The following is a 23,870-nucleotide window of genomic DNA, read 5'->3' as shown; positions in this document are numbered from 1 at the left end:
TTGCCGCGGTTCGCCGGCCGCTGAAACGACGACGCCCCGGGAAGCGATTCCCGGGGCGTCGCACGTCAGGCCTCGGGACCTCAGTCCTGCGCCGCCTGGTACGCCGTCAGGTAACGCCCGGCGGCGACTGCGAATGCCGCACGGGTCACGGTCTTGTTCGGGTCGAAATACGCCTTGAGCGTCGGCTGCAGGTCGAACGGCCCCTGCACCACCGCGAAGCGCGCGTTGATCAGGCCCGCATCGAGCGCCAGCTGCACGTAGCCGCGCAGGCTGGCGGGGATCGCCGAAGCATCCTCGATCGGCACGCGCTTGCCGTCGTACATCACGCTGAGCGCCCCGTCGAAGGCCTGCGCCTCGCTCTGCAACGCCATGCTCTGCACCAGCGAGTACGCCAGGCTGACCCGGGTGACCGAGTCGTTCGGGCGGAACGCGCCGTTCACCGTGCCCATCACGCCGTTCTGCGACTGGGTGAGGTCACGCAGCGCGCCGCCGTTGGCGACCGCGGCCTCCGCGAACGTATAGCCCGCCGTGCCCGGCGACATGTCGCTGAAGCTGGAGCGCCCGTTGAACGGCAGGTGCTGGCGGACGTTCTGGCCCATCAGCAGGTACTGCGCGAGTTCGATGCGCTTGAGCACCTGATCGGGACGGAACTGCTTGTCGGAATAGCCGTCGACCAGACGGTTGGCGACCGCGAACTCGATCGCGCTGCGGGCCGGGTGGTTGGCGACGTCGCCCATGCCGGTGTAGCCGCCACTGCGGAGCATGGCGATCTCGCCGCGGATGGTGCCCGGCGCGCCGTAGCCGTTTGTCGCGTTGAGCGGGTCGACGTCGTTGCCCGAGACCGAGCCGATGCCGCGTACCTGCACGCGCCACGTGCCGGCCTTGCCCGGCGCGCCGGTGACGACCGTCTCGCCGAGCTGCGGGAGCGCGATCGAGGAACCGTAGCGGTTGCCGTCCGGATCGATCAGCGAGATCGCGACCGTGTTGTCGCTGATCGTGGCGCGCGCCGAGACCCAGCTCACACCCTCGTCGACCGTGAAGACGTGGTCTTCCAGCGTGCCGACCGGCGCGAAGAACAGCTCGAACGGCTGCGGAGCGCCGCCCGGCGCGAGCAGCGCGTTGGCATTGAAGGTGCGCAGCGAGTTGACCGTGCTGCCCCAGCCGTTGCGCACGCCCGAGGCCTCGGCGACGGCAGCATACGCATTGAGGTGGCCGGCGCCGGCCTCCCACGCCAGCCGCCCGGTCATGTTGGTGGCCGTGCGGACGATGATGTCCTTGACCTGAGCGGGGGTGAGGTTCGGATTCGCCTCGAGCATCAGCGCGACCACGCCGGCCACGTGCGGCGTCGCCATCGAGGTGCCGCTGGAGTACGTGTAGAACGGCAGGTGCTCGGGTGCGAGGCCGACGTCCTGCGTCGCCGCGAGCGGCGGCAACAGGCCGGTGTTCGCGCGGGTCGAGATGATGTCGACGCCGGTCGCGACGATCGTCGGCTCGTTGTAGTACGTCCAGGTCTTGCCGTCGGGCATGGTGAACGTGCCGCTCTCGCCGCGCTTGCCGCGCGAGGAGAAGCTCGTGAGTACGCCGTCCTTCTCGCCTGCGCCCACCGAGATCACCCAGGGCGCCTGCGCATACGGATTGTGGGTGTCCTCGCCCGCGCCGTCGTTGCCGGCGGCGAAGACGGTCACGATGCCGCGCTTGTAGAGCTCGTAGCTCGCGATGCTGACGGGATCGCGCGGATCGAACTTGCCGCTGCTGCCCCAGGAGTTGCTGGTGACGCGGATGGTGTCGCGGAACGAGAACTGATTCGTGGCCGCGTAATCGAGGCCACCGACCGCGTCGAGCACGAAGAGCACCGCGCCCGAGCCGTAGCCCACGAGCGACGCACCCGGCGCCGCGCCGCGGAACAGGCCGTTCGAACGCTCGCCGGTGCCGCCGACGCTGCCGGCGCAGTGCGTGCCGTGGCCGGAGCTGAGATCGGAGTTCGGCACGTTTTCGATGTAGGTGATCGGCACGATGCCGGGCACCACCTCGCGCGCGACTTCGGCCAGGACGTTCTGCGGCGCCAGGACGTTCTGCACGACATGCTCGCCGAGCTTCAGGTCCTCGTGCGTCGCGTCGATGCCCGAGTCGTTCACCATCACGCCGATGCCGCGGCCGCTGTAGGGGATCGCCTTCAGGAAGTCGGCCGGATTGGCGACGACGCGGGCCGCGCCCGACATCTCGCGCTGCTCCTTGTTGAAGTAGCGCAGCGGCGCGTTCCAGAAGATCGACACGACGTCGTCCCGCCGGGCGAGCGCGCGGATCTCGGCGGGGGTCGCGAGGACGCCGGCGATCGGCAGGGTGCGCATCGTGCGGCCGCGCTCGATGCCGAGCGCCTTGAGCGCGGTGAGCTGGGCGGCATTGACCGGCCCCGACTGCTTGTACGTGACGACGACGGCCAGCTCGTCCGCGGCGGCTGCCGCGGACATCTTCTGGACGAGCTGCGGATCGAGGTGCGCGTCGGCCAGGGCGACGCCGCTGGCGAGCAGGCCGGCGGCGAGCGCGGAGATACGTACGGTGAGGGAGCGGGAACGCGGGGCAGCGGACATGGGGGAGGCTCCAGAGGAAATGCGCCAGGGCCGGCGACGCTCCAGTTGTCCCATCTGTGCGCCGCGGGTCACATCCGGTGTTCCCTCCATCCGATCCGGGGGTAAACACTCATGCGCGGGACAGCCAAAGCGCGGTATACCGTTCCCGCGCCCCGCCCGGCCGTCCGGCGGAGGTGAGGGGTCGTCCAACATCGTCTTCACGTCGTGCCCGCTAGCGTCGCCGCATTCACGGCGCCTTTACGCCTGACCGGAGTCTCCATGTCCCGTGCGCTCACCCGCTGGTTCGCCGCAGCCGTCCTGCTGCTCGCCGCTCCGCTCGCCCTCGCCCAGTCACTGCCGGTGAACGTGACGGTGGCCGGCAACGTGGCCCGGATCGACGTCGGCGCCCTGGATGCGCCGCTTGCCGACGTCACGCTCACCTTCGATTCGCCGACCGGCCTCAACGCGGCGAACCTCGGCGTCAGCGCGCAGCTCGTGTCCCTGACCGACCCCGCTCTGCTCGCCCGCCTTCCCGGCGCGCTCGCCTCGCTCGACCCGTCCTTCCCGTTGCTCCTCACCATCGAGCCGCCCGCGGGTGGCCTGGCCTTCGAGCGCCTGGTCAAGGTCGAGATCCATACGCACGCGCTGGTCTACACGTACGGCACCAACTACCGGTTGTTCAAGGCGCCGCTCGGTGGTGCGTTCCGCGACATCACCACGCAGGTCGCGCAGGGCAGCGTCCGGGCCCGCGGCACCACGGGCGGGTTCTCGCAGTTCCTCATCCTGGCCGACGTGCGCCGCACGGGCGACGTCGTGACCGAGAAGCTGCAGCGGCTCCAGAGCCGCATCGCGCTTCTTCCGGCGACGGAGGCGGCCCCGCTCGAGGCCCACCGCGCGGCAGCGGCGAACGCCGTGGCCGACGCCCGCTACGACGATGCCCTCGCCCAGCTGGACGCGCTCGCGGCGCGCGTAAGCGCACGCGCTGGCACCACGATCCCCGACGTCTGGACCGCCGGCGGCGGCTCGGCGAACCATGCGGGCGAGCTGCTGGCCGGCGTCGACACGGCCAAGTTCTCGATCGCCTACCTGCGCAACTTCGGGCACTGAGTCGCGGTCCCATGGCGCCGCGGCCGGCCGGCCGCGCGCTACTATGCCGTGATGCAGGCACGGCTCATCGCCTATGTCCCGGAAGGGGCCGCGATCGCGCGAATCGTCGCGCCGGGCGAGCGTCTGCGCATCGGGCGCACCGAAGACGCCGACCTCTGCCTCGCGCATGCATCGATCTCGCGCCGGCATGCCGAGCTCCAGCCGCTGTCCGCCGGCGGCTGGACCCTCGTCGACCTCGAAAGCAAGAACGGCAGCTTCGTCGACGGCGCCCGGGTCACCGGCGCGCCACTGCCGCAGAACTGCTGGCTGCGTCTGGGCGACGTGCATTGCGAGTTCAGCACGCTCGACGCGCAGGCCGCCGAGGCGCAGGCCCGGCGCTGGCGCGAGCGGCGCACCCAGGCGACCGCCCTCACCGCGCGGATCGATGCGCTGGCGCAACCCGACGGCGGCGCTCCGGCGCGTAGCCATGCCCTGCTCGAGCACAGCCTGCGCGCCGTGCTCGAGCTCGCGCAATGCAGCCGGGGCTTCGTGCTGGTCGTCGAAGCTGGCCGGTACCGCGTGGCCGCGGCGCTGTCGCTCGATCCTCAGCAGCCGGTGCGCGACGGATTCTCGGGGAGCCACGGTGCGGTCGCGCGGGCGCTCAACACGCGCCGGCCGGTCGTGCTCAACGACATCGGCCAGGAGGCCTGGCTCGCGCGTCGCGAGTCGGTGATCCAGAGCCGGCTGCGGACGCTGGTCGCCCTGCCGCTGTTCGACGAGGAGCGGCCGCTCGGCGTGATCTACGCCGACCGCCGCGAGCCGGGCGCGCCGCTCACCGACCTCGACCTCGAGCTGCTGCAGGCCTTCGCCGAGCGCTGTGCGCTGTGGATCGCGGCCGAGCGCGGCGATCCCGAGCCGGGTGGCCCGCCGCCACCCAGCGAGGACGACTGGCCGACGCTGTTCACGGGATCCGGCGTCACGCGATGACCGACGCCACGTCGACCGGCCTCTACGCCCAGATGGACCTGGCGCCCGGCACGATGCTCGCCGGGCGTTTTCGCATCGAGAGCCTGGTCGGCGTGGGTGGCATGGGCGTGGTCTACCGGGCCCTCGACACGGCGCTCGACATCCCCGTCGCGGTCAAGCTGCTGCGACCGGAGCTCGCCCTGCGCGCCGACGCCTTCGAGCGCTTTCGACAGGAGCTCCTGCTCGCGCGGCAGGTCTCGAGCCCGCACGTGGTGCGCATCCACGACATCGCGCGGCATGAATTCCCCGGCGCCGAAGCGCGCTGGCTGATCAGCATGGATCTGATCGAGGGCGAGCCGCTCGACCACCGCCTGGACCGTGGACCGCTCGAGGTCGACGACGCACTCGCGATCGCCCGGCAGGTCGCGCTCGGGCTGCAGGCCGCGCACGCGCGTGGCGTGGTCCATCGCGACCTGAAGCCGGCGAACGTGCTCATCGACGGCTCGGGCGCGGCCTACATCACCGACTTCGGCGTGGCGCGGTCGCTCGCGGGCAGCACGCGCACGGCGACGTCAGGCATCGTCGGCACGCCGGACTATCTTTCGCCGGAGCAGGCACGCGGCGACCCGGTGGGGCCGCGCAGCGACCTCTACGCCCTCGGCCTGATCCTGCACGAGATGCTCACCGGCGAGCGCGCGTTTCCCGCGGCGACCGCCGCCGAGGCGCTCGCGCAGCGCCTCGTGCGCTCGCCGCCGCTGCTCACGGAACTGCGTCGCGACGTGCCCGGATGGGTCGCGCGCCTGGTCGAGCGCCTGCTCCGCCCGCAGCCGTCGCATCGGCTGCCCGATGCCGCGGCCGTCGTGCAGGCGATCGACCGCCGCGAGCTCCCGCGCGATTTCCGCCCACGCGCACTGCTCCGGCCTGCCGTCCTCGCGGCGTTGCTTGGCGTGGTGGCGCTCGGCGGTGCGGGCTGGTGGTGGACGGCCATGCGGGAAAGCGCGACGGCCGTCGTCGCACCCGAGCCGTCGCGACCGCTCGACCGCCTGCTCGTCGCGCCGCTCGAGGCCGCTCGATTGCCCGATGCGCTGCGCATCGGGCTCGACGTGCAGCTTCGCCATGCGCTGCAGAACGAGAGCGGACTCGCGCTCGTCGACACGGACCGCACGCTGCAGGCGCTGCGGCAGCTCGAGCCCGCGACGAGCCCGGCCGCCGCCGACCTGCGCCGCACGGGCGCCGCGAGCCGCGTGCTGCGCCTGCGTCTCGAGCCCGCAGGCAGGGGCTGGCAGGTCCTGGGCGACCTGGCTGGCGACGGTGCACCGCGGCCCATCGCCGGCCCCATGGCCGCCGACGCGCCGCGCGCCCTCGCCGCATGGCTCGCAAGCGACTCAACGCGCGTGATGCTCGGCAGCCGAGGCGCCCTGCGGGTCGAGCTGCCCGACGCCTCAACGCTGTCCACGGTCGGCGCTGCCGAGATCGCCCGGCGCGACAGCCACTACGACGCCGCGCTCGCCACCTTGCGGCAGTCGATGCCCACCGACAGCGCGGACGTTGCCGGTTGGCTGGTGTTCGCCGACGTCGCGCAGGCGGTCGGCGAGCGCGAGGCCGCGATGTCGGCGCTCGAGCGCGCGCAGCGTGCTGCGGCAGCGCGCGGGGCGCCCCTGCAACGGATCGTGCAGGCCGAGCGCGCCCTGCTCGAGGGCGACGGCGCGACTGCGACCCGATTGTGGCGCGAGCGGCTCGCGGCGGCGCCGTCCGACACCCGTGCCGAGCTGCAGCTCGCGCGCGCGCAGGGCGCGTCCGGCGATTTCGCCGCGGCAGTGAAGACCCTGGAAGCGCTCACCGTGCGCGACGCCCAAGAGGCGCGCGCCTGGTTCGAACTCGGCAAGTTCTCCATCCTCAAGGGCAATGCGCGGCCCGCCGTGGAAGACCACCTCGTCCGCGCGCTCGTGCTCTTCAAGCGCAGCCGCAACCGTTACGGCGAGGCCGAGGCGGTGAATGCACTCGGCATCGGTTACGGGCGACTCGGCCAGACTGCCGACGCCGAAGAGCAGTTCCGTCGTGCGGTGACGCTCCGCCGGGAGGTCGGCAACCAGCGCGGCGTCGCCACCAGCCTGCGCAACCTCGCGAACGTGCTGAGCCAGCGCGCCGCGTTCGACGAGGCGGCCCGGGCACTCGAACAGGCGCGCGTGCTGCACGTGCAGCTCGGCGATCGTCCGGGGCTCGCGGCGCTCGACAACGAGCGCGGCCTGCTGGCCGAGGAACGCGGCGACTATCCTGCGTCGCTCGAGGCGTTCCGCCTCGCGCTGCAGGGCTGGGAGCGCGCATCCGATCCGCATGGTGTCGCGCAGGCACTCAACAACATCGGCTTCGCGCACTACCAGCTCGGCGCCTATGACGACGCGCAGACGTACTGGCAGCGCGCGGCCGATACGTACCGGAGCCTCGGCGACCACACGGGAACGATCCGGACCGGGCAGAACCTCGGGCTGCTGGATGCCGCGCGCGGGCGGTGGGACGACGCGGGGCGCCGCCAGGACGAAGCGCTGCGCCTGGCGACCGCCCAGCAGATGCCGGAAGAGGCCGCGGTCGCGCATCGCAACCTCGCCGAGCTCGCGCTGATGCGCGGGCGCATCGGCGATGCGATGCGCGAGGCCGCGGCTGCGCGCCGGCTGTTCGACGAACGCGACGACGTGCGCGGCAGCATCGATGCGCGCCTGCTCGAGGCGCAGGCGCTGCTCGCCGCGGGCGCGGCGGAACAGGCCGATCGGGCCCTCGCGGCGCTGCGCGGCGACCTCGGACAGGCCTCGTCGGAGCAGCGCGCGATCGCGAGTCGCCTCGCCGCCGAGCGCGCGCTCGCGGCCGGTGATCGCCGCGCCGCCAGCGCCGCCGTACAAGCCGCAGCGCCCCTTGCGCAGGCTTCCGGCGTGCGCGTACTGCAGCTCGAGCTGGACCTGCTCCGCGCGCGCATCGGCAGCGCCGACGCCGCCGCGCTCGACCGCGCGACCGCGGCGCTGGGAAATGCCGGGCTGCGGCTGGAGTGGCTGGAGGTCGCGACCGCGGCAGCGATGGCGCGCGGCGACACAGCGGCGGCCGTCGCGCATTACCGCGAAGCCCGCGCGCTCCTGCGCGACGCGCATCCGCCGGGGGCGGCGCGGCTCCACGCCACCGGTGCGGAGGCGCTGCGCGCATCCGGCGACCGCCTCGGCGCGGACGATGCGGATCGCGCCAGACGCGAGGCCGCTGAGGCGCTCGCGGCATCGATACCGCCCCCGCTGCGCGCGCAGGCGGTGGCCCAGCAGGGACGGACCCCATGAGCCCCACCGATCGCTACGAATCGCTCCTGCAGCGCCTGGAAGCCAACGAACGCGAGTTCCGGCGCCTCGGCCGTTCGGTGCTGCGCGTGCAGGAGGACGAGCGTCGCCGCCTCGCGCGCGAGCTGCACGACGGCGTCGGCCAGAACCTCACCGCGCTCAAGCATCGCCTCGCGCAACTGCGCGACGCGCCCTCGGTGGATCCCGCGCTCCGCGAGGGCCTCGATGCGGCGATCGATCTCTGCGCGCACACGCTCGAGGACACCCGCGAGCTCTCGCGCCTGCTGCGGCCGACCATCCTCGACGACCTGGGCCTGGAGCCCGCACTGCGTTCGCTCGGCCGCAGCGTCGGCGAGTCGGCGGGGATCGCGGTGGCGATCGAAGTCGAGCCCCTGCCCGCGCTGGACGGCGAGTACGAGACGCTGCTCTTCCGCGTCGCGCAGGAGGCGCTCAACAACATCGCCAAGCATGCGCGGGCGCGCAGCGTGCTGCTGCGCGTGGTGGAGCGCGACGCTCGCTTGCAGTTGCAGGTGGTCGACGACGGCGTCGGCTTCGATCCCGCCGAGCGCGCGGGCGGCAGCGGCCTGTCGGGCATGCGCGAGCGGCTGCGTCTGTTCCAGGGCACGCTCGACGTGCACTCCTCGCCCGGCAGCGGTACGCGCCTGCGCGCGGTGGTGCCGCTCCCCGCCTGAGCCGGCTTGACGCCGACGCGCCCGGCCCCGCAGGGTTGGGGCCATGCCGCCCATCCGCATCCTGATCGCCGACGACCACACCCTCGTGCGCGAGAGCCTCGTCGGCCTGCTGCAGGCGGAGGGCGACGTGGTCGTCGTCGCCCAGGCGGCCGACGGCATCGATACCGTCGAGAAGGCGCTCGCGGTGCGGCCGGACATCGTCGTCGCGGACCTCTCGATGCCGCGCCTCAACGGGATCGAGGTCGTGCGTCGCCTGCGCGAGGCGCTGCCGGACACGCGCGTGCTCGTGCTGACCATGCACCAGGAGGACGAGTATGTGCTGCAGGCCGTGCGGGCGGGCGCGTCGGGTTACCTCGTCAAGGACAGCGCCTCCGCCGAGCTTCTCGCCGCGGTTCGCAACCTGCACGCCGGCCGTGGGCACTTCGGGCCGCAGGCGGCGCGCACGCTCGCGCAGCAGCTCCAGCATCCCGAGCGCACGCTCGACGATCCCTACGGGCGGCTCACCACGCGCGAGCGCGAGGTCTTCCACCTGATCGCCGAGGGCCTGACGACGAAGGAGATCGCGCGCAAGCTGGACATCAGCGCGAAGACGGCCGAGAACCATCGGGCCCGCGTGCTGGACAAGGTCGGCGTGCGCAATACCGCCGAGCTCGTGCGCTACGCGCTGCGCAAGGGCCTGCTCGACTGAGCCTCACGCGGCATCGACAAGACGCCGGCGAATGGGGGATTTCCCCGATGCCCCCTGGGGTGCAGACCGGATAGGTCACGACGGCGGCGCAGACGATGCTCGGTGGCGGAATCATCCCCCTTCCGAGACATACGCCATGTCGATGCTCCGTCGTTCCCGAATCCGCGCCAGCCTGCTCGCTGCCGCGATCATCGCCACCCCCTTCATCGCCGAGGCACGCCGCCTCGACCGGCAGCTGGAAGCCGTGCTGCCGACGCTCGCCGCAACGGATTCGCTCGAAGTCATCGTCACCTTCAACGGCACCTCCCCGGTGACCGACGCGCAGCGCGCCAAGCTCGCCGCACTCGGCCTGAAGGGCGTGACCATGCGCTCGCTGCCGATCGCCGGCGTGGTCGCCACGCCCGCGCAGATCCGCTCGCTGCTCGCGATGCCCGAGGTGCGCTCGGTCTGGCTCAATGCGCCCCTGCAGCTCGAGAACCGGGAGGCCACCGCGCTCACGGGTGTCGACCGCCTGCGCACCGACAGCGCGATGCGCATCAATGGCCTGCCGGTCACCGGCCGCGGGCTCAGCGTGGTGGTCAACGACTCGGGCGTGGACGGCACGCATGCCGACCTCGCCTTCCCGGAGCACACGCGCCAGAACGTGCTCGCGCAGACGAACCTGTACTCGCTCGATTCGATGCTGCCGATCACCTACCAGGAGGGCGTGGCGAACACCGACCTCGGCGGCGGCCACGGCACGCATGTGGCGGGCATCATCGGCGGCAACGGCGCGCGTTCGCCGGGCGCGTCGATGGAAGGCGTCGCGCCGGGCGCCGGCATCATCGGCTACGGGTCGGGCGCGGGTCTCTTCATCCTCGACACGATCGGCGGCTTCGACTACGCGCTGACGCACCAGGCGCAGTACAACATCCGCGTCATCTCCAACTCGTTCGGCAACACCGGCGACACCGGCACCGCGTTCGATCCGGACGATCCGACCAACGTCGCGACCAAGAAGCTCGCCGACCGCGGCGTGGTGGTGGTGTTCTCGGCCGGCAACTCCGGCTCCGGCGAAGGCACGATCACCGGTAACTTCAAGAAGGCGCCGTGGGTGGTCACCGTCGCGGCGGGCGACAAGCAGGGCCGGCTGGCGACGTTCTCCTCACGTGGCGAGAAGGGCCGCGGCGGCCAGGTCGAAGTGGACGGCGTGACCTACACGTGGGAGGACCGCCCGACGGTTACCGCGCCCGGCGTGGACATCGCCTCGGCCCGCGCCTCGCTCGGCGCGCTCGACAAGACGTCGATCGACGCGGACGCCGCGGCGCTCGGCACCGGCCTCGCGCCCTACTACACCATCATGTCGGGCACCTCGATGGCCGCGCCGCACGTCTCCGGCGTCGTCGCGCTGATGCTCGAGGCCAACCCCGGAATGGACTGGCGCGACGTGAAGCGCGTGCTGCAGGAGACGGCCACCAACATCCCCGGCCACGAGTCATGGGAAGTCGGCGCGGGCTACGTCAATGCGTACGCGGCGGTGCAGAGCGTGCTGGGCAAGGGCACGTTCGGCAGCACGGTGAACGCGACCCGCACGTTCCATGCCAATGCACTGGTGTCCACCGCCGGCAGCCAGGACTACGACATCGACTTCAGCCCGGTCGGCCCGACCGAGTCGGTGCAGTTCAACGTCGCCGAGGGCATCTCGCTCGTCGCCGCGCGCGCGAATGTCGGCGAGAACACCGTCGCGATCTCGCTCACCGACCCGAACGGCAAGCGCTATGGCTCGTCGATCGCGTTGCCGGTGCTGGGCCAGAACATCGCGGTGTCCGCGCCGGGCGTGCCGGGCACGTGGACGCTCACGGTGCGCGGCGTCGGCTCGGTCTCCGGCAACAACCTCGATCCGGCGGGCGTGACCAACGGCTACGGCGTGCCGGGCACGGTAACGGTCAACGTCAAGCAGCTCCGCACCGACGGCTACACCGGCCTCAACGACGTGGCGGGCCACCCGGCGCGCGGCTTCATCGAGTTCGGCGTCTCGCGCCGCCTCGTCGACAGCGGTGCGGACGGGCGCTTCCAGCCGGACGCGATACTCACCCGCGGCCAGCTCGCCGACTTCCTGACGATGGGCGCCGGCGTGCGGCAGTACAAGCCGGTCGGCGGCGGTTCGACGCTCACGGACCTCGGCACGGCGCATCCGGTCGCGGCGGCGGCGGAAGCGGTGACGGCCAATGGCGCGGCGCAGCGCGACCTCTCGCATCGGCAGTCCGGCGTCATGGGCCGCTTGGGGACCACGTTCCGGCCGAACGACGCGGTCACGCGCGTCTCGCTCGCCTACTCGCTCGTGCAGAGCCTGGGCCTGCAGGCGGAAGCCTCGTCGTTCACCGGCGACGTGACCGCGCTCTACGACGGCAAGCGCATCGTGGTCGCGGATGCGGCGGCGATCCCCGCGAGCCTGCGCGGCTATGTGCAGTACGCGCTGGACCTCGGTCTGATCAACGCGCGCTTCGCTGTCACGCAGGGGCCGTTCGACCTGCAGCCGACGATCCAGGCCTACTTCGATCCGTCGCAGACGGTAACCCGCGGTGCCTATGCAGCCGCGGCGAGCCGCCTCTACAACGCCTACGGCCTCTAGTCCTCCCCTGTACTGGAGCCGGGAAGCCCGCCGCAAGGCGGGCTTCTTTTTTTTTGCGGGCGCGTCGGTGCGGGCTGCTCGCGTCACAGACCCGTTAGCGCCGGTCTGCAGCGCGGCCGCCGTCGAACCGCTCACTATGTCCCGACTAGGGCGGGTGACCACCGGGGCGCCGCGCCTCCGACCCGCGGCGCTTCGTGCGTCGGCAGCGTCGATGGCTCGCCCGCGTACAAGCCACCCTTCTTCTTCGCACCCGGTTACACCGAGTCATCCGATCTGCGCCTGCAGACGACACGCGCGCGAACCACAAACGAAAACGGCGGCTGCATTGGCCGATGCAGCCGCCGTCCGGACCGATGGGCGCGGATTACCGGTTGGTGCCGGTCGTACCCGTCGTCCCGGTGCGATTCGTGTCGTGGTGAACAACGGTGTGGCGCTTGCGCGGCATCAGGCCGAGCAGGCCGAGGAGACCGAGAAGGCCCCAGTCGAAGCCGTCGTCGTCGTCGCGGGTGTCCACGGCATCGGCGCGATCGGCGCGGCCGTCATTGGCGTCCTGCGCGAGAACCGGCGCGGCCGCCGTGGCGAGGAAGAGCGAAAGCGCGAGTGCGGTAGTGGCGGGGGTCTTCTTCATGCGTGGGGTCTCCAGTCGGTTCGAAAAGTGCGACCTGCGTCGCGTTCCAAACCTAGAGCCCCCGGAGGGACAGTCACGTCAACGGCTGTAGGAAACGCTCAGCAAGGCCTCACGTCGCGACGACACCGACGCGCCGCTCACCGGGTCCGCCGTGGCTCGAGCACTCGAGCAGTCCCCACGGGATTGCGCGGATCGCTGCCGCCTTCGACCGTGCCCTTCGCGCGGTCCCACTGCACCGTCTGCAGGTTGCCCCAGACATGGCTCGAGCCGCGGCCGTCGGTCGCCGCCGGCGGAGTCGCGATCGTGTGGCCCATCGCGCGAAGCGCGGCGAGCGTCGCGTCCGGCAGCGCCGACGTCTCCGTCTGCACCGCATCCGGCAGCCACTGGTGGTGGTAGCGCGGCAGCGCCGCGACCTGCTGCGGCGAGAGGCCGTCCGCATAGCCGAGGATCCCGAGCAGCACCATGGTGATGATGCGGCTGCCACCGGGCGTGCCGAGCACCGCCACCTTCTCGTCGGAGACGAGGAACGTCGGCGTCATCGAGCTCAGCATGCGCTTGCCGGGCTTCGGTGCGTTCGCCTCGTAGCCCATCACGCCGAAGGCGTTCGGCGTGCCCGGGCGCAACGCGAAGTCGTCCATCTCGTTGTTCAGCAGCACGCCCGTGCCGCGCGGGATGAAGCCCGAGCCGTAGGTGAGGTTGACGGTCTGCGTGGCCGCGACGCGATTGCCCTCGGCATCGATGATCGAGAAGTGCGTGGTCTCCTCGTCTTCGAGCGGCGTCGGCGCGCCGGACAGCATCGCGCTCGGCGTCGCCTTCTCGGGGTGGATCGTGGAGCGCTGGCCCGCGGCGTATTCGGCGCTCGCGAGCAGCGTCGACGGCACGCGCACGAAATCGGGATCGCCCAGATAGAACGTGCGGTCGCGGTATGCGCGGCGCATCGCCTCGACGGTGAGGTGCACGCGCTGCGCCTCCGGGAGCTTCGCGAGGTCCCACGGCTCGAGCATCTGCAGCATCTGCGCGAGCGCGATGCCACCGGACGACGGCGGCGGCGCCGTCACCACCTGCCAGCCGTCGTATTCGAACCGCAGCGGTTCGCGCTCCTTGACGCGGTAGCCGGAGAGATCCTGCGCGGTCCAGCGCACGCCCTCACCCTCCACTCCTTCGAGCAGCCGGCGCGCGACGTCGCCGCGGTAGAAGCCGTCGAAGCCGTGCTTGGCGAGCGCCTCGAGCGTGCGCGCGAGATCGGGCTGCACCAGCAACTCGCCGACTTCGGGCGCATCGCCGTCGGCGAGGAAGACCTCGCGCGTGCCGGCGTAGCGCTCCATCACCTTCGCGCGGCTGCGGTAGCCGTCGGCGAGCCGCTCGTAGACCGGGAACCCGTCGCGCGCGATGCGGATCGCGGGCGCCAGCGATTTCGCGAGCGGCAGGCGCCCGTACTTGCCGGCCAGATGGACGAACGCGGCCGGCAGGCCCGGGATGCCGGCCGACCAGGGGCCGTTGGTGGCGCGATCCCGATCGAGCGCGCCCCTGGCGTCGAGATAACTTTCCGGCGTGACCGATGCCGGCGCCACTTCGCGTGCATCGACGAAGACATCGCGCCCGCGCCGGGCGTCGTGCAGCAGGAAGAAGCCGCCGCCGCCGAGGCCCGAGCTGACCGGCTCGACCACCGAGAGCACGGCGGACACCGCCACCGCGGCGTCGAACGCATTCCCGCCGTCGCGCAGCACCTCGAGGCCGGCGTCGGTCGCCAGCGCATGCGCGCTCGCGATGACTGCGGTGGGCGGGCGGGCGTCCACGCGGCGCGTGTCCTTCGCCGCGGCAGGCAGGACGAATCCGAGCGAAAGTACGACGACGGCGACGGTCGGCACGAGGCGCATCAGGCAGGCTCCAGCGAGCCGCCGGCCAGGCGGATGGCCTTGGCGAGCAGCTCGTCGCGGGATTCGGGAATCGCAGGGTCCGGGTCGATGCATTCGACCGGGCACACCACCACGCACTGCGGCTCGTCGAAATGCCCGACGCACTCCGTGCAGCGCGCGGGATCGATCACGTAGATGACCTCGCCCTGCGAGATCGCCTGGTTCGGGCAGGCGGGCTCGCAGACGTCGCAGTTGACGCAGAGTTCGTTGATCTTGAGCGACATGGAGGCCGGGCTTCGAGCCGGGTCCTCATTGTCGCACCTGTCCGCCGTCGCGATGCTGACGCGGGCGATACGCCGGCTTCCGTTGCCGGGACGCCCGGCGCCGCGAAGGCGCCGCCGGCCCGCAGCGACCGCAGGCGGCCGAGAGTGGGCCGAAGCGTCGCCCGCGACGGCATGGCGCCGGGCACCGGAAACGAACACGGCCGGCAGTTCGCCGGCCGTGCAGGACCGCGGTGGCGCGGGATTACTTGGCTTCGACGAACTGGAACGTCGCGCCCGACGGCTTCACCGCCGCCTCGACGCGCGCCTGGTCGGCGGCATCGCCGACGAACAGCACCTTCACGCCCTTCATCGAGCTCGGTGCGGCCTTCGCGAACGCGGCGGCGGCCAGATCGGCACTCTTCGCGGAATCCGGCGAGCCGAACGCGAGCAGCGTGCCTTCCACGCCGCCGCGCTGCACGTCGCCGAGCGCCTTCTCGAGCTGGCGGTCGTAGGCGCCCTGGAAGTCCGGGGAGTCGGCCGCGGGCAGCGTGTAGCCGTAGATGCTCAGCGCGCCGTCGGCATTGCGCTGGATCACGTCGGTCAGGTACGCGTTCCAGGCGTTCTCGTCGTTGCTGGTCGGCTTGGCGACGGCGGCCTTCTGGGTCGCGGCGTTCGTGGTCGGCGCCTCGTCCTTCTTGCAGCCGGCGACGAACGGGAGGCTCAGCGCGGCGACGAGCAGCAGGTGGGTGGTCTTCATGATGTCCTCGGTGGGTTCGTCAGTTGCGCTGCCAGTGGGCCTGCAGCGCGGAGGCTACCGCCGGCGGCACGAAGCCCGAGACGTCCCCGCCGAGGCGGGCGATCTCGCGTACCAGCGATGAAGAGATGAAGCCGTACTGCTCCGCGGGAGTGAGGAACAGCGTTTCGGCCTCGGGGATCAGATGGCGGTTCATGCTCGCCAGCTGGAACTCGTATTCGAAGTCCGACACCGCGCGCAGGCCGCGAAGCAGCACGCCGGCGCCGATGTCGCGCACGAAATGCGCGAGCAGGCAGTCGAAGCCCTGCACTTCCACGTGGGGGTGGTGCGCGACGGCCTCGCGGGCGAGGCCCACGCGCACGTCGAGCGGGATCGACGGCCCCTTCGACGGGCTTTCGGCCACGCCGATGATCAGGCGATCGAACAGCGGCGCGGCCCGGTCCACCAGGTCGATATGACCGTTGGTGATCGGGTCGAACGTGCCGGGGTAGACGGCGGTGCGGTGTCGGGCCGCGCTCATCGGGCTCACTGTGCTGTGGGCGGCTCCCCGGCCGCCCGGTCGGGGCCGAGTGTAGCAGCGGGCGCCGATGCGGCCGGCACGCGGTAGAGCGCATGCCGGACCTCGCGGGTTCGACCCTCGCGATGCAGCGACCAGTCGGCCGGCACCGCGGCATCGGCGCCGTGCGGCGCCTCGACGTGCACCAGCGCCCCCGGCGCCAGCCGGGGGGCGAGCGCCGGCCAAACGTCGCGCCACATCGATGCGCCGAACGGCGGGTCGACGAAGGCGATGTCGAAGGGCGCGCCGGCATACGTGCCCAGCCAGGCGAGCGCATCGCTGCGCACCACGCGTCCGCCCTGTGCATCCGGAAGGCGCGCGAGCGTGGAGGCGAGCGCGGCGGCGAGCGCGGGATCGCGCTCGAGCAGCACCGCCTCGGCCGCGCCACGCGACAGGGCCTCGAGCCCCAGCGCGCCGGTGCCCGCGAAGACGTCGATCACCCGGGCGCCCGGCAGGTACGGCATCAACCAGTTGAACAGCGTCTCGCGCACGCGGTCGGACGTGGGCCGAAGCCCGGGCGAGGCAGGCACGTCGAGGCGCGTCCCGCGCCAGTGGCCGCCGATGATTCGGATCCTGCCGTGCGGGCTGTTCATCGGGGGCGGGGCTGGGCCGGTGCTAGCATGTCGCGCCCATTTTCCCCCATTCCGACGCGCGCCATGCTGGGTTTTTTCCGACGCAAGAAGCCTGACGGGAGCGAGCGCCGCCTCTCGGTCGAAGAGCTGGCCGCCGCGTTCCCCGGCGCGCAGCAGCCCGATGCGCCGGGCGTGGCTGCGGACGACGACGCCGCGACGTCGGTCGTGGAGACCGAATCCGCGCTTCGTCCTGCGACCCAGCCCGACGCGCCGGTCGATGCCGATCCGCCGGTTCCTCCGCCTTCCGACGCGCCCGCGCTCGAGTTCACCGCGTTCGGCACCCCGGTGCACGAGGCCGCGACCCCGGTCGTGTCGCCCGTTCCACCCACCCCGCCCGGGGTCGCGATCGAGCACGCGGAGTCGGCGAGCACACGGGCGGTCAACGCCTTCCTTGGACGCGCCCCTGCTGCGGCCTCAGCCCCGGCGGCAGTCGCGCATTCCGACGCATCAGCCTCGCAGACGCCGTTGGTAGATGCCTCGGCCACCGCCCCTGCGAGCGCCAACGTATCGGCGCCGGAACCGTTCACACCGGCGCCTCCGGCCGCCCAGGGCGACAACGCCGACCTCGATTCGGGCAGCACCGCGCCTGCCGCTGCGGCCGGACGGCGCGGCTGGCTCGACCGGTTGCGTGGCAATGCGCTCACGCGCTCGATCACCGGCCTGTTCGCGCGCAACCCGAAGCTCGACGACGACCTGCTCGACGAGATCGAGACAGCGCTGATCACCGCGGACGTCGGCGTGACCGCCACGACGGAGCTCGTGGAGCGCCTGCGCCGGCGCATGAAGGCCCGCGAATTCGCCGATGCGAACGCGCTGCTGGCCGCGCTGCGCGCCGACCTGCTCGCCATGCTCGAACCGGTGGCGAAGCCGCTGGTGATCGACCGCGGCGTGCGTCCGTTCGTGATCCTGACGATCGGCGTGAACGGCGTCGGCAAGACGACGACCATCGGCAAGCTCGCGCGCCGCTTCCGCGACGAGGGCCGCACGCTGATGCTCGCCGCCGGCGACACGTTCCGCGCCGCAGCGGTCGCGCAGCTGCAGGCCTGGGGCGAGCGCAACGGCGTGCAGGTCGTCGCGCAGGGGCAGAATGCCGACGCGGCGTCGGTCGCCTTCGATGCCCTGCAGGCGGCGAAGGCGCGCGGCACGGAGGTGCTGATCGCCGATACCGCCGGCCGCCTGCATACACAGCAGGGCCTGATGGCGGAGCTCGGCAAGATCCGACGCGTGATCCAGAAGCTCGACGCGGCCGCGCCGCACGAGGTGCTGCTGGTGATCGACGGCACGACCGGCCAGAACGCGCTCTCGCAGCTGCGCCAGTTCCATGCCGCGGTCGGGGTGACGGGTCTGGTCGTCACCAAGCTCGACGGCACGGCGAAGGGCGGCGTGGTCTTCGCGCTCGCCCGCGAGTTCGGGATCCCGATCCGCTTCGCCGGCATCGGCGAGCGCCCCGAGGACCTGCGCGTCTTCGACGCCGCCGCCTTCGTCGACGCGCTGCTGCCGGAGTCGCTGGGCGGCGGATGACCGCCGGCGACGACGACCTCGATCTCCGCGCGCCGCAGCGCCGCTCGCGGCGTCGCGTCGTCCTGCTCGTCGTGGTGCTCATCATCGGTGCGATCGCAGGGCTCGCGCGCTGGGCGTCGCGCCCCGAGCAGGTCGCGCGCCTCGTGCTCGCGCAGACCGGCCGCGCACTCGGGCTCGAGATCACTGCGGCAGGCGTGACCGATTACACGCTGCGTGGCCGTCCGCAACTGGTGCTGCGAGACGTCGTGGCGAAGCGCCCCGGTGATGGAACCGCCGTGCTGCGCGCGAAGCGCATCCTCCTCGCGCTGCCGTGGACCACGTTGCGATCGCGCGGGCGCGACCTCGTGGTGCATCGCGTCGAGCTCGACCGCCCGGAGATCGATCTCGCCGCCTTGCAGCGCTGGCTCGCCACGCGCCCGAAGTCCACTGAAAGCCGCGTGCCGCGCCTCACCGACGGCTTCGTCGTACGCGGCGGGTCGCTCGTCGCCGACGGGTGGCAGCTCGAAGGCGTCGACCTCGACGTCCCGCAGCTCGCGCCCGATCGTCCGTTGCGGGTGCATGCGGCCGGGCGCGTCGTCGCCGGGACGACGCGGATTCCCTTCGACGTGCGCGCCACGGTCATGCGTCCGAAAGCGGGCGCGGGACTCGGTGTGGTGGGCGGCGTGACGGTGGAACGGCCCGATTGGAGGCTGCCGATGCACGTCCGGCTTTCGGGGCGGCCGCAGCTCGATCGGCAGCTCACGCTCCACGGGCTGCGCCTGGGCGCGCGGGCGCACTACGCGAAGGCGGCGACGCGCCTGCCGTTCGCCTTCGGCCTTGCCGGGCGGGCGCGTTTCGAGGACGGCCTCGTGCTGGAGCCGATCGGCATCGCGCTTCGGCAGGGCCGGGAACTACCCGACCTCGACGCCACAGGACGCATCACCTGGTCCCGCGCGCTCACGATCGAGGCCGATGGCGCGCTCGCGCGCTGGCCGTCGCGTTGGCCTGCGCTGCCCGAGCCCCTGGGCCGGCCGCGCGGCCCCCTGCCGATGCACCTCGCGTACACCGGACCGATCGACTTTTCGGGCCGCACCGATCTCGAACTGCGCGATCGTCGCTCGGTCTTCGACGGGGCGTTCCGCCTGCCCGACGTGCTCGAATGGATCGACGCGCCGCCTGGCGGCACGCCGATTCCGCCGATCGCCGGCCGCGTGTCGACGCCGCGGCTCGAGATTCCGGGTGCGACGCTCGAGGGCGTCGAAGTGACGGTCACGCCGTGACGGATGCAACGCCGTCGTTCGCAACGCGCCTGCTCGCCTGGTTCGATACATCCGGCCGGCACGACCTGCCGTGGCAGCATCCGCGCACGCCGTACCGCGTCTGGCTGTCGGAAGTGATGCTGCAGCAGACGCAGGTCGCGACGGTGATCCCGTACTTCCATCGCTTCGTCGACGCCCTGCCCGACCTGCCATCGCTCGCGCACGCGCCGCTGGACCGCGTGCTCGCACTGTGGTCGGGCCTCGGTTACTACACCCGCGCGCGCAATCTGCATGCGGCGGCGCAACTGTGCATGGCGCGCCACGGCGGCGAGCTGCCGCGCGATGTGGCCGCGCTCGCCTCGCTGCCCGGCATCGGCCGCAGCACGGCGGCCGCCATCGCCGCGCAGGCCTGGAACGACCGCCACGCGATCCTCGACGGCAACGTCAAGCGCGTGCTCGCGCGCGTGCATGCGGTGGAAGGCTGGCCCGGCACGCCGGCTGTCGAGCGCCGGCTGTGGACCTTCGCGCAGCAGCATGTCGACGACCCGGCACTTCCGGACGCGCGCATCGCGGACTACACGCAGGCGCAGATGGACCTCGGCGCGACACTCTGCACGCCGCGCCGCCCCGCTTGCGTCATCTGCCCGTTGCAGGACATCTGTGTCGCGCGGCTCGAAGGCCGACAGGGCGAGTTGCCCACCCCGCGGCCAGCGAAGGTGTTGCCGCGGCGCTCGGCGGTGCTCTTAGCGCTGCGCGATGCCGAAGGCCGCCTGTTGTTGCAGCGTCGTGGGCCTGTCGGCGTCTGGGCCTCGCTGTGGTCACTGCCCCAGTTCGACGACGAAGCCGCCGCCGATGCGTGGCTCGCGCGCCATGCGGTGGCGGCACGTGAGCTCATGTGGCTCGACGACGTGCAGCACGGCTTCTCGCACTACCATCTCACCCTGCGCCCGCGCCTGCATGCCACCGGCACGCCGGCCGCGGTCGCCGATGACGACATGCGCTGGGTCGATCGCGCCGCGATCGCCGGGCTCGGCATCCCGGCGCCGGTCCGCAGCCTGCTCGAACGCCTCCTGGAGACCTGACATGCCCCGCACCGTGGACTGCGCCTGGCTCGGCCGCGAGGACGAAGCGCTCGACTACATTCCCTGGCCGGGCGAGCTCGGGCGCCGCGTGCATGCCTCGGTGGGCAAGCAGGCGTGGGCGGCGTGGCTCGCGCACCAGACGATGCTGATCAACGAGAACCGGCTGTCGCCGATGAACCCGCAGCACCGCGCGTATCTCGCCGAGCAGATGGAGAAGTTCCTGTTCGGCGGCGGCGCGGACGCGGCACCCGGCTATACGCCGGACGTCTGATCACCTGGCGCCAGCGCGACGGCAGCCGACCGCTCGGGGCGTGGGCCCCATCGTCGCGCGTGATCGCGGCCACACCCACAGCACGCACGCGACGTTTGCCGGGTCGCGCTCGCAATCGTCGATGAGTGCCCGCGCCTGCGCGACGTCAAGCCGCGGCGGGCACGGAGCCCTCCACTGCAGCATGCGCTCCGGCCCAACGGCGAAATACAGCAGCGAAAACCCGACCTGCGGCACGACGAGCCACGCCATTTGGTTCCGGCCGTCGACCCTCGCGGCCGCGGGCATCGCCGAACGACAGCTCCATCATCGGCGCGGGGAAGTGCCGGTCGACGGCCCTTCCCGCGCCGGGTGGGAATGATCGTGCTCGCGTCGTCCACGGTCACCGTATGGCCAACGGCGAGCGCCCGCTGCCCGTCGTTTAGGCCTACGAGCGTGCGGCGTGCCATGCCGGGATGCCCGCCGCGAGCGCGACGAGCCTCACGGCGGCGATGCATGCAAGCCGGCGGTCCATGGGCTCAGGCGTCGAGTTCAGACCAGCGCGCGTACGCAGCATCGAGCTCGGACTGCGCGTTGGCCATCTCCGCATTGTGCGCGGTGATCATGCCTGGGTCGCGCTGGTAGAACGCCGGGTCGGCGAGCGCCTCGGTGAGCAGTGCGAGCCGTGCTTCGAGCGCCTCGATGCGCGCGGGCAGCTGCTCGAGCTCGCGCGATTCCTTGTAGCTGAGCTTGCGCTTCGGGGCCGGTGCGGCAGCGGTGGTCGACGCCGACGCCATCGCCGCTGGGGCAGCCTTCGGCTTGGAGTCCGCGCGCGGCGCGGCGCGCTGGCGCAGCCAATCGCTGTAGCCGCCGACGTATTCGCCGACGACGCCCTCGCCTTCCATCACCAGCGTCGATGTCACGACGTTGTCGAGGAAGTCGCGATCGTGCGAGACGAGCAGCAGCGTGCCGGGGTAGTCGCCAAGCAGTTCCTCGAGCAGTTCGAGCGTCTCGACGTCCAGATCATTGGTCGGCTCGTCCATCACCAGCAGGTTCGAGGCGCGGGCGAACAGGCGTGCGAGCAGCAGGCGGTTGCGCTCGCCCCCGGAAAGGCGCGTGATCGGCGCACGCGCGCGCTCCGGCGTGAACAGGAAGTCCTGCAGGTAGCCGATCACGTGCTTGCGCTTGCCGTTGAGCTCGATGAACTCGCGGCCCTCGGCGACGTTCTCGATCGCGTTCCAGTCCTCGCGCAGCGTGGCGCGGTACTGGTCGAAGTAGGCGATCTCCAGGCCGCTGCCGGTGCGCACCTCGCCCGCGTCCGGGGCGAGCTCGCCCAGCAACGTGCGCAGCAGCGTGGTCTTGCCGCTGCCGTTGGGGCCGATCAGGCCGATGCGGTCGCCGCGGAAGATCGTGGTCGAGAACGCGGTGAGCAGCGAGCGCCCGCCGAGCGCCACGGAGACGTCCTTCGCCTCGATGACCTTGCGGCCGGACGCATCGGCATTCGCGGTCTCCATGCGAACCCGACCGGTGAGGTCGCGCCGCTGCGCGCGCTCGTCGCGCATCGCCTTCAGGCGACGCACGCGGCCCTCGTCGCGGGTGCGGCGGGCCTTGATGCCCTGCCGGATCCAGACCTCTTCCTGCGCGAGCAGCTTGTCGAAGCGCGCGTTCTCCTGCGCTTCGGCGTGCAGGCGCTCTTCGCGACGGCGCAGGTAGTTGTCGAAGTCGCCCGGCCAGCTGGTGAGCGCCCCACGATCGATCTCGACGATCCTCGTGGCGAGCGCACGCATGAAGCGTCGGTCGTGGGTGATGAAGACGAGCGTGCCGCGCCAGCCCTTGAGGAAGCCCTCGAGCCAGTCGATCGACTCGATGTCGAGGTGGTTGGTGGGCTCGTCGAGCAGCAGGACGTCCGGCGAAGAGACGAGCGCGCGCGCCAGCATCACGCGGCGCCGCATGCCGCCGGAAAGCCCGGCGAATGGCAGGTCGCCGTCGAGCGAGAGGCGCGTCAGCGTTTCGGTCACGCGCTGGTCGAGCGACCAGGCGCCTGCGGCCTCGATGCGGGCCTGCACGTCGGCCATCGCGGCGGGGTCTGCAGCCTCGTCGTGCATCAGGTGGTGGAACTGCGCGAGCAGCGCGCCCTGCTCGCCGAGCCCGCCGGCGACCACGTCGAAGACGTCGCCGGCCGTGTTCGCAGGCACTTCCTGCTCGAGCCGGGCGACACGCACGCCGTCCTCGCAGCGGATCTCGCCGTCGTCGGGCGTGAGCTCGCCGGCGATGAGCTTGAGCAGCGTGGACTTGCCGGCGCCGTTACGGCCGATGACCGCGATGCGCTCGCCGGGGTCGATGGAGAGCTGGACGGCGTCCAGCAGGAGCGGGCCGCCGACGCTGAAGTCGACCGCCTGGAGAGTGATCAGGGGCATCCGACCATTGTACGGCGCGCGGTCAGCGCGATCGGGCGTCGACGGTCACCCAGACCGTGTCGGCGTACCAGCCGTCCTGCGACGGGCGCCCGTCGATGCGCACGAGGTCGCCGCTCTCGAGCTGCTCCGGACGCACCGGCTGGCCGCGGTAGTCGAAGCGCGTGCGGCCGTCGAAGTAGACGCGCTCCACGCTGCCGGCGTATCCGCCGCGGGTGATCTCGAGGAGCCCCCGACCAAGATCGACGCGGCGGACCGCGCCTTCCAGCGCGGCCGGCGCGCCATACGCGCCGCCGTAGCCGGGCGAGGCGCCGCCGTCGCGCACATTGCGCAGGACCTCGATCGTGCGCGCCCGCAGCTGGCGCCCGTCGTCGTCGACCTGGACGCGGACCACGTCGCCGCGCTCGAGGCCCGACGCATCGACCTCGCGGCCGCCGTAGTAGGTACGCGTGGCGCGGTCGAGCTGGAGTTCCACCCGGCTGCCGTAGCTGCCGTAGCCGTCGGTGGTGATCCACAGCCGACCGGTCGATGGATCGAAGCCGTCCACGCTGCCGGTCACGTCGCGACCGGTCTGTCCACGGTCGGGATAGCCGCCGTAGGGGCCGCCCGCGCCCGGATAGCCGGTCGCGCACGCCGTGAGGACAGCCAGGAGCAGCGTGGCAAGGACGACGCGCACGACGCGCGGGAGGGACGTTCGCATGGTGACGACTCCACAGTTTCCCGCGAGCCTCCGCCGACGCCGGTGAAGCGACGGTGTG

General features: G+C 72.0%; 19 protein-coding genes. 10 read left to right on the top strand and 9 right to left on the bottom strand.

Annotated elements, in window-relative coordinates; translation table 11 throughout:
- Positions 1 to 80: 80 nt before the first annotated feature.
- Positions 81 to 2,588 (bottom strand): S8 family peptidase, encoded by a 2,508-nt coding sequence (locus tag ACYVJJ_RS09285; protein ID WP_460832958.1) that lies wholly within the window; start codon positions 2,586 to 2,588, stop codon positions 81 to 83.
- Between the two features lie 258 nt (positions 2,589 to 2,846).
- On the opposite strand from ACYVJJ_RS09285, the gene ACYVJJ_RS09280 reads away from it, so the two are divergent.
- The 6 genes from ACYVJJ_RS09280 to ACYVJJ_RS09255 all read left to right on the top strand — a co-directional run bounded on the left by ACYVJJ_RS09280 (position 2,847) and on the right by ACYVJJ_RS09255 (position 11,921).
- On the top strand, positions 2,847 to 3,674 hold the full coding sequence (locus ACYVJJ_RS09280) for a DUF6689 family protein (RefSeq protein ID WP_460832956.1): 828 nt from the start codon (positions 2,847 to 2,849) through the stop codon (positions 3,672 to 3,674).
- 51 nt (positions 3,675 to 3,725) lie between these two features.
- The gene (locus ACYVJJ_RS09275; protein ID WP_460832954.1) at positions 3,726 to 4,640 is read left to right on the top strand and encodes a GAF domain-containing protein; all 915 of its coding nucleotides are present in this window, start codon (positions 3,726 to 3,728) and stop codon (positions 4,638 to 4,640) included.
- Complete coding sequence (locus ACYVJJ_RS09270; protein WP_460832952.1) at positions 4,637 to 7,933, top strand: protein kinase domain-containing protein; 3,297 nt, start codon at positions 4,637 to 4,639, stop codon at positions 7,931 to 7,933. The genes ACYVJJ_RS09275 and ACYVJJ_RS09270 overlap by 4 nt, the downstream gene beginning before the upstream one ends.
- Complete coding sequence (locus ACYVJJ_RS09265) at positions 7,930 to 8,622, top strand: sensor histidine kinase (protein ID WP_460832951.1); 693 nt, start codon at positions 7,930 to 7,932, stop codon at positions 8,620 to 8,622. The genes ACYVJJ_RS09270 and ACYVJJ_RS09265 overlap by 4 nt, the downstream gene beginning before the upstream one ends.
- A gap of 43 nt (positions 8,623 to 8,665) precedes the next feature.
- The gene (locus tag ACYVJJ_RS09260) at positions 8,666 to 9,310 is read left to right on the top strand and encodes a response regulator (protein ID WP_460832949.1); all 645 of its coding nucleotides are present in this window, start codon (positions 8,666 to 8,668) and stop codon (positions 9,308 to 9,310) included.
- Between the two features lie 136 nt (positions 9,311 to 9,446).
- The gene (locus ACYVJJ_RS09255; RefSeq protein WP_460832948.1) at positions 9,447 to 11,921 is read left to right on the top strand and encodes a S8 family serine peptidase; all 2,475 of its coding nucleotides are present in this window, start codon (positions 9,447 to 9,449) and stop codon (positions 11,919 to 11,921) included.
- A 364-nt stretch (positions 11,922 to 12,285) separates the two neighbouring features.
- On the opposite strand, the gene ACYVJJ_RS09250 is transcribed toward ACYVJJ_RS09255, so the two are convergent.
- The 6 genes from ACYVJJ_RS09250 to rsmD form a co-directional block, all read right to left on the bottom strand.
- On the bottom strand, positions 12,286 to 12,549 hold the full coding sequence (locus tag ACYVJJ_RS09250) for a WGxxGxxG family protein (protein ID WP_460832947.1): 264 nt from the start codon (positions 12,547 to 12,549) through the stop codon (positions 12,286 to 12,288).
- A gap of 137 nt (positions 12,550 to 12,686) precedes the next feature.
- On the bottom strand, positions 12,687 to 14,426 hold the full coding sequence (ggt, locus tag ACYVJJ_RS09245) for a gamma-glutamyltransferase (protein WP_460832945.1): 1,740 nt from the start codon (positions 14,424 to 14,426) through the stop codon (positions 12,687 to 12,689).
- Entirely contained in the window at positions 14,426 to 14,689 is a 264-nt protein-coding gene (locus ACYVJJ_RS09240; protein WP_460832943.1) for a YfhL family 4Fe-4S dicluster ferredoxin, read from the bottom strand. Before ACYVJJ_RS09240 ends, ggt begins: the two co-directional genes overlap by 1 nt.
- A 241-nt stretch (positions 14,690 to 14,930) precedes the next feature.
- Positions 14,931 to 15,425 carry a hypothetical protein gene (locus ACYVJJ_RS09235; RefSeq protein ID WP_460832941.1) on the bottom strand — a complete coding sequence of 165 codons (495 nt, stop codon included), beginning with the start codon at positions 15,423 to 15,425 and terminating at the stop codon, positions 14,931 to 14,933.
- Positions 15,426 to 15,444: 19 nt separating this feature from the next.
- Positions 15,445 to 15,942, bottom strand: a complete 498-nt coding sequence (gene coaD, locus ACYVJJ_RS09230) for a pantetheine-phosphate adenylyltransferase (protein ID WP_460832939.1) — start codon at positions 15,940 to 15,942, stop codon at positions 15,445 to 15,447.
- Between the two features lie 5 nt (positions 15,943 to 15,947).
- On the bottom strand, positions 15,948 to 16,571 hold the full coding sequence (gene rsmD, locus ACYVJJ_RS09225; RefSeq protein ID WP_460832937.1) for a 16S rRNA (guanine(966)-N(2))-methyltransferase RsmD: 624 nt from the start codon (positions 16,569 to 16,571) through the stop codon (positions 15,948 to 15,950).
- Between the two features lie 63 nt (positions 16,572 to 16,634).
- Between rsmD and ftsY the strand changes: the two genes are divergently transcribed.
- The 4 genes from ftsY to ACYVJJ_RS09205 are packed head-to-tail and all read left to right on the top strand — an operon-like array spanning position 16,635 to position 20,722.
- Positions 16,635 to 18,131 carry a signal recognition particle-docking protein FtsY gene (ftsY, locus tag ACYVJJ_RS09220; RefSeq protein ID WP_460832935.1) on the top strand — a complete coding sequence of 499 codons (1,497 nt, stop codon included), beginning with the start codon at positions 16,635 to 16,637 and terminating at the stop codon, positions 18,129 to 18,131.
- Complete coding sequence (locus ACYVJJ_RS09215) at positions 18,128 to 19,390, top strand: AsmA family protein (protein ID WP_460832934.1); 1,263 nt, start codon at positions 18,128 to 18,130, stop codon at positions 19,388 to 19,390. Before ftsY ends, ACYVJJ_RS09215 begins: the two co-directional genes overlap by 4 nt.
- Positions 19,387 to 20,451, top strand: coding sequence for an A/G-specific adenine glycosylase (gene mutY / locus ACYVJJ_RS09210; protein WP_460832932.1), 1,065 nt, complete (start codon positions 19,387 to 19,389; stop codon positions 20,449 to 20,451). The genes ACYVJJ_RS09215 and mutY overlap by 4 nt, the downstream gene beginning before the upstream one ends.
- Position 20,452: 1 nt before the next feature.
- Complete coding sequence (locus tag ACYVJJ_RS09205; RefSeq protein WP_460832930.1) at positions 20,453 to 20,722, top strand: oxidative damage protection protein; 270 nt, start codon at positions 20,453 to 20,455, stop codon at positions 20,720 to 20,722.
- Between the two features lie 515 nt (positions 20,723 to 21,237).
- Here the strand turns inward: ACYVJJ_RS09205 and ACYVJJ_RS09200 are convergent.
- Complete coding sequence (locus tag ACYVJJ_RS09200; RefSeq protein WP_460832928.1) at positions 21,238 to 23,115, bottom strand: ATP-binding cassette domain-containing protein; 1,878 nt, start codon at positions 23,113 to 23,115, stop codon at positions 21,238 to 21,240.
- A gap of 22 nt (positions 23,116 to 23,137) precedes the next feature.
- Entirely contained in the window at positions 23,138 to 23,812 is a 675-nt protein-coding gene (locus tag ACYVJJ_RS09195; protein ID WP_460832926.1) for a DUF5666 domain-containing protein, read from the bottom strand.
- Positions 23,813 to 23,870 lie beyond the last annotated feature (58 nt).

This window comes from Lysobacter humi (ex Lee et al. 2017) (genome assembly GCF_054781815.1).
Note: the sequence above shows the minus strand (reverse complement) of the source record. Positions and strands in the feature narration are given on the sequence as shown.